This is a genomic window from Streptomyces sp. JNUCC 63 (assembly GCF_054366325.1).
Window position 1 is genome coordinate 8,433,912 of record NZ_CM135963.1, and the last position, 12,615, is coordinate 8,446,526.

The 12,615-nt window shown below is 70.2% G+C and carries 9 protein-coding genes; 5 read left to right on the top strand and 4 right to left on the bottom strand.

Annotation, left to right across the window (positions count from 1 at the left end; translation table 11 throughout):
* The first annotated feature begins 168 nt into the window (after positions 1 to 168).
* Positions 169 to 2,601, top strand: coding sequence for a beta-glucosidase (locus ACX25U_RS39375; RefSeq protein WP_454387234.1), 2,433 nt, complete (start codon positions 169 to 171; stop codon positions 2,599 to 2,601).
* A 243-nt stretch (positions 2,602 to 2,844) separates the two neighbouring features.
* Here the strand turns inward: ACX25U_RS39375 and ACX25U_RS39380 are convergent, their stop codons facing one another.
* Entirely contained in the window at positions 2,845 to 4,167 is a 1,323-nt protein-coding gene (locus ACX25U_RS39380; protein WP_454387236.1) for an ROK family protein, read from the bottom strand.
* A 181-nt stretch (positions 4,168 to 4,348) separates the two neighbouring features.
* Between ACX25U_RS39380 and ACX25U_RS39385 the strand changes: the two genes are divergently transcribed.
* Genes ACX25U_RS39385 through ACX25U_RS39400 form a run of 4 tightly spaced genes read left to right on the top strand, consistent with a single transcriptional unit; the run spans position 4,349 to position 8,949 of the window.
* The gene (locus ACX25U_RS39385; RefSeq protein WP_454387238.1) at positions 4,349 to 5,665 is read left to right on the top strand and encodes an ABC transporter substrate-binding protein; all 1,317 of its coding nucleotides are present in this window, start codon (positions 4,349 to 4,351) and stop codon (positions 5,663 to 5,665) included.
* 14 nt (positions 5,666 to 5,679) lie between these two features.
* A complete protein-coding gene (locus tag ACX25U_RS39390; RefSeq protein WP_454387240.1) occupies positions 5,680 to 6,675 on the top strand; it encodes a carbohydrate ABC transporter permease in 996 nt (331 codons plus the stop codon).
* Positions 6,676 to 6,703: 28 nt separating this feature from the next.
* A complete protein-coding gene (locus tag ACX25U_RS39395) occupies positions 6,704 to 7,543 on the top strand; it encodes a carbohydrate ABC transporter permease (RefSeq protein WP_454394710.1) in 840 nt (279 codons plus the stop codon).
* Between the two features lie 50 nt (positions 7,544 to 7,593).
* On the top strand, positions 7,594 to 8,949 hold the full coding sequence (locus ACX25U_RS39400) for a GH1 family beta-glucosidase (protein WP_454387242.1): 1,356 nt from the start codon (positions 7,594 to 7,596) through the stop codon (positions 8,947 to 8,949).
* Between the two features lie 93 nt (positions 8,950 to 9,042).
* Here the strand turns inward: ACX25U_RS39400 and ACX25U_RS39405 are convergent, their stop codons facing one another.
* The 3 genes from ACX25U_RS39405 to ACX25U_RS39415 all read right to left on the bottom strand — a co-directional run bounded on the left by ACX25U_RS39405 (position 9,043) and on the right by ACX25U_RS39415 (position 12,553).
* Entirely contained in the window at positions 9,043 to 10,062 is a 1,020-nt protein-coding gene (locus ACX25U_RS39405) for a LacI family DNA-binding transcriptional regulator (RefSeq protein ID WP_454387244.1), read from the bottom strand.
* 243 nt (positions 10,063 to 10,305) lie between these two features.
* Positions 10,306 to 11,652 carry an IS701 family transposase gene (locus ACX25U_RS39410; protein ID WP_454387246.1) on the bottom strand — a complete coding sequence of 449 codons (1,347 nt, stop codon included), beginning with the start codon at positions 11,650 to 11,652 and terminating at the stop codon, positions 10,306 to 10,308.
* A 76-nt stretch (positions 11,653 to 11,728) separates the two neighbouring features.
* Complete coding sequence (locus tag ACX25U_RS39415; RefSeq protein WP_454387248.1) at positions 11,729 to 12,553, bottom strand: ISAs1 family transposase; 825 nt, start codon at positions 12,551 to 12,553, stop codon at positions 11,729 to 11,731.
* Between the last annotated feature and the right edge of the window lie 62 nt (positions 12,554 to 12,615).

Consider the following 12,615-nt stretch of genomic DNA (forward strand, 5'->3'; position numbering starts at 1 on the left):
CCCCACGGGCCCGACGGCACCCGCTCGGCGCGGGTGCCGTCGGGCTCCTTCCGCTGCCCGCGCGCCTGCGCCCACCGCCGGCCGGAGGGGCTTGACGGGGAGGAGGACCTCGCCGAATGGTTGGGAGAGCGCTCTCCCAGCAGCGGAGGGGCAGAAAGTGGGGCGGGAATGGACGACGAGACACTCGACCGGCTCATCGGCAGGCTGAGCCTCGAACAGAAGGTGCGCCTGCTGACCGGCGCGACGACCTGGCGCACCGCCGGTGAGCCCGGGATCGGGCTGCGGGAGATGGTGACCTCGGACGGGCCCGCCGGGGTGCGCGGCGAGGCATGGGACGAGCGGCGCACCTCGATCCTGCTGCCCTCCGCCTCCGCCCTGGGCGCGATGTGGGACGAGGAATTGGTGGAGCGGCTCGGGGGCCTGCTCGCCACCGAAGCCGCCCGTAAGGGCATCGACGTGGTACTGGCGCCGATGCTCAACCTCCACCGGAGCCCGCTGGGCGGCCGGCACTTCGAGTGCTTCTCCGAGGACCCGGAACTGACCGGCCGTACCGGCGCCGCGCTGATCCGGGGCATCCAGGCCCTCGGGGTGGCGGCCACCGCCAAGCACTACGTCGCCAACGACTCCGAGACCGATCGGCTGACCGTCGACGTCCGGGTCTGCGAACGCACCCTGCGAGAGGTGTACCTCGCGCCCTTCCAGGCAGCCGTCGAGGCCGGGGTGTGGCTGGTCATGGCGGGCTACAACGCCGTCGGCGGCACGACCATGACGGCCAGCCCGCTCCTGGCGGAACCCCTCAAGGGAGAATGGGGGTTCGACGGGGTCGCCGTCTCCGACTGGGCGGCCGTGCGCACCACCGAGGAAACCGGTCGTGCCGCGCTCGACCTGGCGATGCCGGGCCCCGACAGTCCCTGGGGCGCGTCGCTGGTGCGGGCGGTGAAGGACGGCCTGGTCACCGAGGAGGCCATCGACGGGAAGGTGCGGCGGCTGCTCCGGCTCGCCGGCCGCGTGGGCGCACTGGACCCGCATCACCCGCGCCGGGCGTCGGCGACGGCGTCCCGCGACACCCGGGCTCTGCTGCGCCGCGCCGTCAGCGCCGGTTCGGTCCTGCTGCGCAACAGCGCCGTCCTGCCGCTCGACCCCACCGAGCTGTCCACCGTCGCCGTCGTCGGCGTGCACGCCGCCTCCCCGCGCGTCCAGGGCGGCGGCAGCGCGGGCGTCTTCTGCTCCGACGTGGTCACCCCGCTGGCCGGCGTCCGGGCCCGGCTGCGAGGGCAGGCCCGGGTGGTGTACGAGCCCGGGCCGGCGCCGGGGTCCCCGCCCGCCCCCCTCGACACCGACCGGTGCACCGACCCGCGCTCGGGTGCCCCCGGCGTGCTCCTCAGGGTGCTGGACGCGGCAGGGCGAGAACTGTACGCACAGCACCGGCTCTCGGGCCGCCAGCTGGAGCCGGACCTGCCGCCGGGCGCGCACACGGTGGAAATCAGCGCGGTGCTGCATCCCCGTCGGTCAGGAGAGTGGACGTTCGGCGTCGGGGGCTTCGGACGCATGACGCTCACCGTCGACGACCACATACTCATGGACGGGGAGTTTCCTGGTGGCACGGACGACCCGGCCGTCGTCCACGTCAACCCGCCCGTACACACGGCGCGGACGGCACTGACCGCCAACCGGCCCGTGCACGTGGTGGCACGGCGTGAACTGGTGCCCGGCTGCGGACGGGCCACCGTCGTCGCCACGGCGCCGCCGGAACCGGACCCGGCGACCGCGCTGGAGGACGCGGTGCGGGCAGCCCGGGACGCCGACGCCGCGATCGTGGTCGTCGGCACCACCGAGCACAGCGAGACCGAAGGATACGACCGCACCGGACTGGCGCTCGGGGAGCACCAGGACGAGCTGGTCCGCGCCGTGGCCGCCGCGAATCCGCGCACGGTCGTGGTCGTCAACAGCGGCGGCCCGGTCGAGCTGCCCTGGTACGAGAAAGCGGGCGCCGTACTGCTCACCTGGTTCCCGGGGCAGGAGGCCGGCGCCGGGCTGGCCGACGTCCTGTTCGGCCTCGCCGAACCCGGCGGCCGCCTCCCCACCACCTGGGCAGCGTCCCTGGCGGACGCACCCGTCACCCGCACCCGGCCGGTCAGCGGCCGGCTCGACTACGCCGAGGGCCTGCACATCGGCCACCGGGCGTGGCTGCGAGCCGGACGCGAGCCCGCCTACTGGTTCGGCCACGGACTCGGCTACACGACGTGGGAGTACGCGGCCGTGGAGGCTCCCGCGCATGTCGCGGCGGGCGAGCCGTTCACCGTCCGGGTGACGGTGCTCAACACCGGCACCCGCGCCGGGCGCGAGGTCGTACAGGTCTATCTGGCCCGCCCCGGTTCGGTGGTGGAGCGTCCGGTGCGCTGGTTCGCCGGGTACGCGGCTGTCCGGGCGGAAGCGGGCCGGACGGCGAGTGCCGAAGTGGTGGTGGGCCCGCGCGCCTTGCGGCACTGGTCGGAGGCGGACCACTGCTGGGCCACGGAGCCCGGCCCCTACCGGCTCATGGTGGGCAGATCGGCAGGCGACATGCGGTGGGAGGGGAAGGTCACGGTAAGCGGCCCCTGACGGGCGGGGCGGCCCAAGTGGCGCGTTCACAAGGACCGTAGAGGGGCGCCGCGCGGAACCCCGGGCGCCGCGTCTCCGGCTAAGCACGGGCATCACCTCTCGTGACCCAGGCCCGTGCCGGGCCCGTGACGCAGGGCTCCGAGTTCCTTTGCGTGCGCGGGATTCCTTCCATAGCGGCGGAGCTGTGGGCCGTGGCCGGTCCAACTGCCCCTCGAGCCCGCAGCCAGAGTCGGCGGGCGCCGCTCACTGCACCGAGCGCTCCTGCAGGGCCGTCCGCCACGCCGGGTCCGGTTCCACCGGTTCGGCTTCCTCCGGCCGTCCGCCACGCGCGAAGAAGTCGGCGAGTGGCAGGATCGCGGCGCCCACGGTGACGGCGTCCGGTCCCAGGGTGCCGAGGTCGATGCGGACGCGGGCGGCGGGGTAGGCCAGAGCGTACGAGGTGGCGTGGGCCGTCACCGAGTCCAGGAAGCGTCGGCCGAGCTGCAGTCCGGCCCAGCCACCGACCAGGATGCGTTCGGGCTGGAAGAGGTTGATCAGGTCGGAGAACCCCGCGCCGAGATACTCGGCGGTCTCCTCCAGGACGGCCAGGGCCGTGGCGTCGGGTTCCGGTCCGGCCCCTGTCGCGTCCGGATCCGGGTATGCGGCGGCGAGCATCGCGGTGAGCGCGGTCTCCTCGTCCGCGCCCGCGGGCGGCCGCCCGCCCGCCTCCGCCCAGCGCTGGAGCAGCGCCTCCGCGCCCGCGTACGCCTCCAGGCAGCCCTGGGCGCCGCAGCGGCACCGGCGGCCGCGCACCCGCACCGTCAGGTGTCCCCACTCCACGGCCCGGCCCGGTCCCATGTCGTCGCTGACCACGCAGGCGCCGACGCCGGACCCGAAGAGCACCACCGCCGCGCTCTGCGCGCCCCGGCCGGCACCGAACCACATCTCCGCCTGGCCCAGCGTCTTGGCACCGTTGTCGATGTAGTAGGGCACGGTCTCGGGCAGGATCCTTGACTGGCGCAGCAGCCGCTCCAGAGGGACGGCGTCCCATCCGATCGTCTGGCCGTGCACGACGGCGCCATCCGCGGGGGTCCTGGCGACGATGCCCGGCACTCCTATCCCGACGCCGAGCAGCCGCTCTCCCGCGATGCCGGCTTCCTGCAGCACCTCGCGGATGCCTTCACGTAGATGCGTCACGACGACGCCGACGTCGTAGCGGTCGAGACGGCTCGGGCCATCGGTTTCCAGCGGTTTCTCGGACCGGGCCAGCTCGGTGAGGGCGAGGTCGAAGAGTTCGATCCGCACCCGGGTTTCGCCGATGTCGACACCGATCATGTATCCGCTCGCTGCGCTGACGCGCAGCAGCGTGCGGGGCCGGCCGCCGGCCGAGTCGACGCTGCCGGCCTCCTCCACCAGTCCTTCGGCGACCAGCTCGGAGACCACGTTGCTCACCGAGCCCGAACTCAGCCCGGTGGCAGGCCCCAGAGAGAACCGGCTGAGCGGCCCGTCGAAATACAACCGTTGCAATACTGCGGTGCGGTTCTCCCGCCGCAGGTCACGCACTGTACGGCCACTGCGCACTTTCACCCTGTCCCCTCGTTCCGACGTCGTCACCGCAACTTACCTCGGGCCGAGCCCTTGACGCGCCCTTCACCTGAAGCTTAACTCACATTCTAAATTAAGCCGTGGCCGGGCCGGGGAGCGCGAGGCGCTGCTCCCGCCTGCCTCCACGAGCGATCTCGTCACTTCCCGGAAGGCCTCTGGAGTCATGCGCAGAATCAGAGTCGCAGCCGTCGGCGCCGTCACCCTCTCGTTCGCCCTCACCGTGGCGGCCTGCGGCGGGGGGTCCTCCGGCACGGAAGGTTCCAACGAGCAGCCGAAGACCCTCACCTACTGGGCCTCCAACCAGGGCGCGAACCTGGAGGTGGATAAGAAGGTCCTCCAGCCGGAACTCGACAAGTTCGAGAAGCAGACGGGCATCAAGGTGAAGCTGGAGGTGGTGCCCTGGGGGGACCTCCTCAACCGCATCCTCACCGCCACCACCTCCGGTCAGGGCCCGGACGTCCTCAACATCGGCAACACCTGGAGTGCTTCGCTCCAGGCCAGCGGTGCCCTGCTGCCCTGGGAAACGAAGAACTTCGAGGCGATCGGCGGCAAGGACCGCTTCGTGGAGTCCGCGCTCGGCTCCACCGGCGTCCAGGGCCAGGACCCGGCCGCCGTCCCCCTGTACTCCATGGCCTACGCGCTCTACTACAACAAGAAGATGTTCGCCGACGCTGGCATCGAGAAGCCGCCGATGACCTGGGAGGAGCTGGCCGAGACCGGCAAGAAGCTCTCCCAGAACGGCAAGTGGGGGCTCGGCGCCGAGGGCTCCAACCTCTCCAACAACATCCACCAGGTCTTCGTCCTCGGCAAGCAGCACGGCGCGGACTTCTTCAGCTCCGACGGCAAGGCCGACTTCACCTCCGACGGCGCCGTGGCGGCGGTCAAGCAGTACGTCGACCTGATGGCCAAAGACAAGATCATCGCGCCGGGCAACGCCGAGTACGCGCAGAACCAGTCCCTGAGCGACTTCGCCAAGGACAAGACGGCCATGGTGCTGTGGCAGACCGCGTCGGCCACCTTCAAGGCGCAGGGCATGAACGAGGACGAGTGGGGCGTCGCGCCCGCTCCCGTGCAGTCCGGCGAGCCCGGCCCGGGCAAGGCCACCAACTCGATGGTCGCCGGCATCAACATGGCCGTCTTCAAGAACACCAAGAACATCGACGGCGCCAAGAAGTTCGTGAAGTTCATGACCAGCGACGAGGAACAGGTCATCCTGAACAAGGCCTACGGCTCCATCCCGCCGGTCAAGGCCGCCCAGCAGGACCCGGCCTTCAACACCCCGGCACTCGCCGTCCTGCGCGAGACCCTGGCGACCAGCGCCACCGCCCTGCCGCAGGTCCCCGAGGAGTCGCAGTTCGAGACCGTCGTCGGCACCGCCGTCAAGGAACTCTTCGCCGACGCCGCCGCCGGCCGTGCGGTGACCACCGAGTCAGTGCGGGCCAAGCTCGAGAAGGCCCAGCAGCAGATGCCCAAGAAGTGAGCACGGACACCGCCATGACCACCACCGCTGCCCTGGGCACAGGCGAGCGGACGGCACGCAAGAACGTCCCCGGGGCGGCGCCGCGCAGGCGCCGCCCCGGGCGGCTGCGCCGCATCGGACTGCCGTACCTGCTGCTGTTCCCCGCTCTGCTCCTCGAACTACTGGTCCACCTGGTGCCGATGGTGATCGGCATCGTCGTCAGCTTCAAGGAGCTGACCCAGTTCTACATCCGCGACTGGGGCACCGCGCCCTGGGCCGGCCTCGGCAACTACTCCCTGGCAATCGACTTCGACGCCCCCGTCGGCGAGGCGCTACTGAAGTCCTTCCTCACCACCTGCTTGTTCACCGTCCTCTCGGTCGGCCTGTGCTGGCTGCTCGGAGTGGCCGCAGCGATCTTCATGCAGGAGACCTTCCGCGGCCGGGGCATCCTGCGCACGCTCTTCCTGGTGCCGTACGCTCTGCCCGTCTACGCCGCCGTCATCACCTGGGCGTTCATGTTCCAGCGGGACAACGGCCTGGTGAACCACGTGCTGCACGGCCAGCTCGGGCTCACCGACAGCCCTCCGTTCTGGCTGATCGGCGACAACAGCTTCATCGCCCTGCTCGTCGTCTCGGTGTGGAAGAGCTGGCCCTTCGCCTTCCTCATCATCATGGCCGGGCTCCAGAACATCCCGAAGGACATCTACGAGGCCGCCGCCCTCGACGGCGCAGGCATCTGGCAGCAGATCCGCCGCATCACCCTGCCCTCGCTGCGCCCCGTCAACCAGGTCCTCGTCCTGGTGCTGTTCCTGTGGACGTTCAACGACTTCAACACCCCCTTCGTCCTGTTCGGCGAGGCGGCGCCGGAAGCCGCAGACCTCATCTCCATCCACATCTACCAGTCCTCGTTCCAGACCTGGAACTTCGGGACGGGCTCCGCCATGTCGGTCCTACTCCTGCTGTTCCTGCTCGTGGTGACGGGCGTCTACCTCTGGCTCACCTCCCGAGGAAGGAAGACCACCGATGCCTAGGCGCGCCCACCGGCAGGCCCGTTCCCCGATGGCCGCCCCGCAGTCCTTCCTGTGGAGCCGGCGGATCTTCCTGACCCTCCTCACCGTCTTCGTGCTGCTGCCGGTGTACGTGATGATCTCCAGCTCACTGAAGCCGCTGGAGGACGTGTCGGGGAAGTTCGCGTGGATCCCCTCGGGCCTCACCGTCCGCCCGTACTTCGACATCTGGGACACGGTCCCGCTGGCCGACTACTTCATGAACTCGCTGATCGTGGCCGGCGCGGCGACCGTCTGCTCCGTCACCATCGCCGTGTTCGCGGCCTACGCGGTCAGTCGCTACTCCTTCCGCGGCAAGCGCGTCTTCACAGTGACGGTGCTGTCGACGCAGATGTTCCCGGGCATCCTGTTCCTGCTGCCGCTGTTCCTCATCTATGTCAACATCGGCAACGCCACCGGCATCGCCCTGTTCGGCTCCCGCGGCGGCCTGATCCTCACCTACCTCACCTTCTCGCTGCCCTTCTCCATCTGGATGCTGATCGGATACTTCGACTCGGTGCCCAGAGACCTCGACGAGGCGGCCAAGGTGGACGGCTGCGGACCGCTCGGCGCCCTCTTCCGGGTCATCGTGCCGGCAGCGATCCCCGGCATCGTCGCCGTCGCCGTCTACGCCTTCATGACCGCCTGGGGCGAGGTCCTCTTCGCCTCCGTCATGACCAACGACACCACCCGCACCCTCGCCGTCGGCCTGCAGGGCTACTCCACCCAGAACGACGTGTACTGGAACCAGATCATGGCCGCCTCACTCGTCGTCAGCCTGCCCGTCGTCGCCGGTTTCCTGCTCCTCCAGCGCTACCTCGTCACCGGCCTCACCGCCGGCGCCGTCAAGTAGCCGCCGGGGCACCACCACCGTCCCGCCCGACCATCCCTGAGAGGCTCTCTGTGTCCGATTCGCTTGACCTCGCCGCCTTCCCCGCCGGCTTCGCCTGGGGCACGGCCACCTCCGCCTACCAGATCGAGGGCGCCGTTGCCGAGGACGGTCGGGCACCGTCGATCTGGGACACCTTCTCCCACACCCCGGGCAAGATCGCGGGCGACGACCACGGCGACGTGGCCTGCGACCACTACCACCGATGGCCCGAGGACATCGCCCTGATGAAGCGGCTCGGCACCGACGCCTACCGCCTGTCCGTCGCCTGGCCCCGTGTGGTGCCCGCCGGTGACGGACTGGTCAACGCGGCCGGCCTTGACTTTTACGACCGTCTCGTCGACGCCCTCCTCGACGCCGGCATCACCCCCAACATCACCCTCTACCACTGGGACCTGCCCCAAGCCCTTCAGGACCGCGGCGGCTGGACCGTACGCGACACCGCCGAACACCTCGCCGCCTACGCCTCCGCCGTCGCCGCCCGGCTCGGCGACCGCGTCACACGGTGGGCCACCCTCAACGAACCCCTCTGCTCCGGCTGGATCGGCCACCTGGAGGGCCGCATGGCACCCGGCCTGACCGACCTGACCACCGCCGTGCACGCCTCGTACCACCTGCTGCTCGCCCACGGCCTCGCCACCCGGGCGATCCGCGCGGCGGCCCCCGGCGCACAGGTCGGCCTGGTCACCAACCACTCCACCGTCGAGGCCGCCTCGACCCGCCCGGAGGACATCGCGGCGGCCACCCGCATGGACGGCCACACCAACCGCTGGTGGCTCGACCCCGTCTACGGCCGCGGCTTCCCCACCGACATGCGCGAACTGTACGGCGTGGAACTGCCCGAGCGCCCCAGCGACCTGGACACGATCGCCGCGCCGCTCGACTGGCACGGCCTCAACTACTACTTCCCTACAACCGTCACCGACGACCCCCGGGGCCCCGTCCCGTACGCCCGTGAGGTCCGGCTGCCCGACGTACCGCGCACCGGCATGGACTGGCAGATCGACGCCGGGGGCCTGGAGGCCCTGCTGCTGCGCCTGACCGACGACTACGGGGTCCGCGAGCTGTACGTTACCGAGAACGGCTCAGCCTTCCCGGACACCGTCTCGCCCGACGGCGCCGTCCACGACCCCGACCGGGCCCGCTACCTGGAGCAGCACGTGAGCGCCTGCGCCCGGGCGGTCCGCAAGGGAGTGCCGCTGGCTGGCTACTACGCCTGGTCCCTCCTCGACAACTTCGAGTGGGCCTACGGCTACGACAAGCGCTTCGGCCTCGTCCATGTCGACTACGCGACACAAGCCCGGACCGTCAAAACGAGCGGCCTGCGGTACGCGGAGATCATCCGTGCCCACCGGGAGTTCCACGCCTGACCGCACTGATACCCGGTGCCCTGTCGTCGGCTGCCGCGAGAGCACGCGCGGCGGCAGGGCCGAGTGGTGTGCACCCGGCGAAGACACGCCGGATCAGGCGGACTCTCGTACGACCAGTTCCGGTTCGAAGACGAGGGTGCGAGGTTCGGTGCGGGTGCCCTGGACCTGCTCGTCCAGCATCCTGGCCATGGCCGCCGCCATCTCCTCCACCGGCTGGCGCACGGTGGTCAGCGGCGGCCGGCATGTCACGGCGATGCTCGAGTCGTCGAACCCGACGACAGCGACGTCCTCCGGTATGCGCCTGCCCAGTTCCCGCAGGACTTGGCAGGCGCCCTGGGCCATCAGGTCGTTGGCCGCGAACACTCCGTCCACCGCGGGGTGGTCCCGCAGCAGCGCGGCCATGGCCGTCGCCCCGCTGTCCAGAGTGAAGATGCCCTCGGCCGCGGGAGGGCTGCCGTGCCCGGCGCGGGCCAGGGCGTCGCGGAATCCGGCGAGGCGTTCCCGGCCGGCCCTGAGGTCCGGCGGAGCGCTGATCGCCGCGATACGGCGGCAGCCGCGGGCCAGGAGATGCTCTCCGGCCAGGCGTCCCCCCGCGTAGTGATCCAGGTCGACGCAACCGATCGGTGCCGTCCGGGCGGGACGTGCGAACAGCACCGTGGGGACGCGGGCGGAGAGGAGCATGTCCGGCAGAGGGTCGTCCGGTTGCACAGAGACCACCAGCGCGCCGTCCGCGCTGCCCTGCCGCACGTAGTCGACCACCTGCTTCCTGGCCGCCTCCGACTCGGCGAACAGCAGCACCGGTTGCATCATGCGTGCCCGGAGATACCCCACGACGCCGTTGACGACACGACCGAAGAACGGGTCGGCGAACACGCGGCCTGCGAAGGCGTCGCCCGCACCGGAGACGGTGAGGGCCACCGTTCCGGTGCGTCGGGTGACCAACGCCCTCGCCGCCCGGTTCGGCGTGTAGCCCGTCCGTTCGATCGCGCTGCGGACCAGGTCCTGGATGCTGGGATCGACGTTGCGCACGCCGTTCACGACCCGCGACACGGTGGCGCGGGACACCCCCGCCTCCCGCGCGACATCCTCCAGCGTCGGGGCCTGCCTGTTCATAGGGGGAACTCTAACGCCAGGCACTCCCACGCGCACAGGGCGGCAGACCGTCCTCCGGCGTGTGCGGCCGATGTCAGGCTACGTCCAGTGCGGCTCCGGCATGTAATCGAAGTTCATGCTGAAGGAGTGTGGGCATGCGCGGTCGCAGTGGTCGAAGCGTCCGCACTCCTGGAATTCGCCTCGAATTCGGCACGCACGGGGTGTGTCAATTTAACGGCTCTGTCACGGCAGCTGTAGTTCTGGTCATGGCTGGTCCTGGAGAGCGTGTCGGTGCTGGTGGCAGGCTTGTGCGATGGCTTGATGGTGGCGGCGCCAGGCCATCCAGTGCAGGATGTGTTCCGTGTCCCGGACGGGTGGTGTGAGGACGAACGCCCGAAGGAGTCGGACGAGTTCGGGGCAGGTCAACGGGACGAGACGGGCTGGTCCGGCGGGGCCGGCCGTAGTCGTGGCGGCCGCGGTCAGGGCGAGGACGGCGGATGCGACAAGGGAGAACAGCGACCAGCGCATCCAGGAGTTCCAGCAGGTCACCTGTCCTTCATCCAGGCCGGTGAAGGTCTTGCCGAGTTGGAAAGTCTCCTCGATCCGCCACCGTCGGCAGATCACTTCCACCAGCTGGGCGAGGGTGACATCTTCGGGCGACCAGCAGCGGAAGAAGGAGATCTCGCCGGTGTACCGGTGCCGGCGAGCGACCAGGACGCTGGTGCCGTCATCTTCGTGTCCGTTGGGGGTGTCGTCCGCACGGACATCGAGCCAGGCCCAGTCGTACTCGCGGGTGCCCTTCGTTCCGTGCCCGGTCTGCATGCGCATCCACTGGTGCGGCAGCACCTTGTTGATCACCTGGCGGGCCTTCCAGCTGCGGCCCGCTCCGTCCGTGACCGTGTATGTGTGGGACACGCCGACCGCGTAACCGAGCCCGAACCCCCGTATGATCTGGCGGAGTTCACGGCCCGAATACACATCGTCACCGGCGAACCAGCGTGCCCGGACACCCAGCTCGAGCGCGTTTTTGACCATGGCGGCGCTCTGCTGCAGCTTCGTCGCGAACATGATCTCCTCCGGGACGCCGGCTGCTTCGCGGCGCTCCTCGTCCCCAGCCCAGTCCCTCGGCAAGTACAGGGTCCGGTCGATCACCACCCGCACCGACTCGGTGACCGCGGCCAGGTGCACGGCGACCTGGCACAATCCGACGCCTTTGATCGCGCCGGAGTACTGGCGGCCGGCGCCGACGCAGTCGGTCGATGACTTCGCGTCCCCGGTCTCGTCCACAACCAGCACCACGTCCTGACCTGCGAGTTCCCGCACGACCAGGCGGGCGATCTCCTCCCGGGCCCGGTCATGGTCGAACCTCGCCCGTGACAGCAGATGCTGCAGCCGGTGCGGGCCTGGATGTCCCAGCGCCTGAGCCAGCGTCCAGCAGTTTCGCGTGTCCACTTCCGTGAGTAGCCCGGTGATCATCTCCGCGGCCGTCGCACGTGTCTCACGCCGCGCGAAGCAGCCCGCGATCGCATCCATCGCCGCCCCGAACAACCGGTCCCAGGCGGCCTGGGCTATCGTGACCTCCACGGCCACCGCTTCTTGAAACGTCGTCACAAACGTTCATGATCATGGTGGCCGTACCCATGTCCGGACCCAGCCCCCAAGCTGCTGAACAGCACAGATACCAGAACTACAGCTGCCGTGGCTGAGCGTCGGGGTGGTCGAGGTGAGCGAAGGCAGCGGTCTTCAGGCGCCGGATCTCGTGGCGGTGGTGGGCCCGGGCGCGGTCGTAGTGGTCGAGAACGATATCGCGCCAGGGCAGACGGCGGACCGTGTCGAACAGACCGGGGTGGTTGGCCTTGACCTGCGCGATGTAGTGGGCGCCGCGGCCTCGGAGGTAGGTGCCGTGGGCGTGCTGGGTGTGCAGGGCGTCGGCGGTGATGACAGTGCCGGTGAGGTCGATGCTGTCCAGCAGCGGGGCGAAGGCGGGGATCTCGTTGCTCTTGTCGGCGACCTGCCGTTGAGCGAGGACGCTTCCGGTGTGGTCCATCGCGGCGAGCAGGGCGACGGCCGGGATGGTGGCGGTGCGCGAGCCGCGCAACACTTTCCCGTCGACCGCGATGGCCCGCAGCCCGGAGCTGTCCGGCGCGGCGCGGGCGGTGAGGAAGGCGCCCATCGCTTGGTCCAGGGCATCACCGTCGAGTTGGACCAGCAGGCGGCGCAGGGTGTGGGGGTGCGGGACGGACACCGTGCCGGTCAGCGGGTCGACCGGGAAGCCGAGGGCTCGGCAGGCCCACGCGGGAGCGTCGGATATCCACTCGGTGATCGCGGTCAGCGACCGGGCACCGGCCAGCACACTCGCTGCGGCAGCGGCCACCAGCGCGGACAGCGGATAGCGACGGCCGCGGACACCTCGCGGATCAGGCACCAGGCCCAGAAATCCGGACAGACGGACCGCGTCCGCCAGCGGGGCCGGGGCGGAAGCCCGGGCCAGTTGGCCCAGGCCGGCGGGCATGAGGGAAGATGCAGGAGCAGGCACGGACTCGCCAAGTGTTCATGGGACTTCGACACTCACAT

Coding starts and splice junctions, on each gene's coding strand:
- ACX25U_RS39375 (WP_454387234.1), top strand. CDS start 169: ATGGACGACGAGACACTCGACCGGCTCATCGGCAGGCTGAGCCTCGAA.
- ACX25U_RS39385 (WP_454387238.1), top strand. CDS start 4,349: ATGCGCAGAATCAGAGTCGCAGCCGTCGGCGCCGTCACCCTCTCGTTC.
- ACX25U_RS39390 (WP_454387240.1), top strand. CDS start 5,680: ATGACCACCACCGCTGCCCTGGGCACAGGCGAGCGGACGGCACGCAAG.
- ACX25U_RS39395 (WP_454394710.1), top strand. CDS start 6,704: ATGGCCGCCCCGCAGTCCTTCCTGTGGAGCCGGCGGATCTTCCTGACC.
- ACX25U_RS39405 (WP_454387244.1), bottom strand. CDS start 10,062: ATGAACAGGCAGGCCCCGACGCTGGAGGATGTCGCGCGGGAGGCGGGG.
- ACX25U_RS39415 (WP_454387248.1), bottom strand. CDS start 12,553: ATGCCCGCCGGCCTGGGCCAACTGGCCCGGGCTTCCGCCCCGGCCCCG.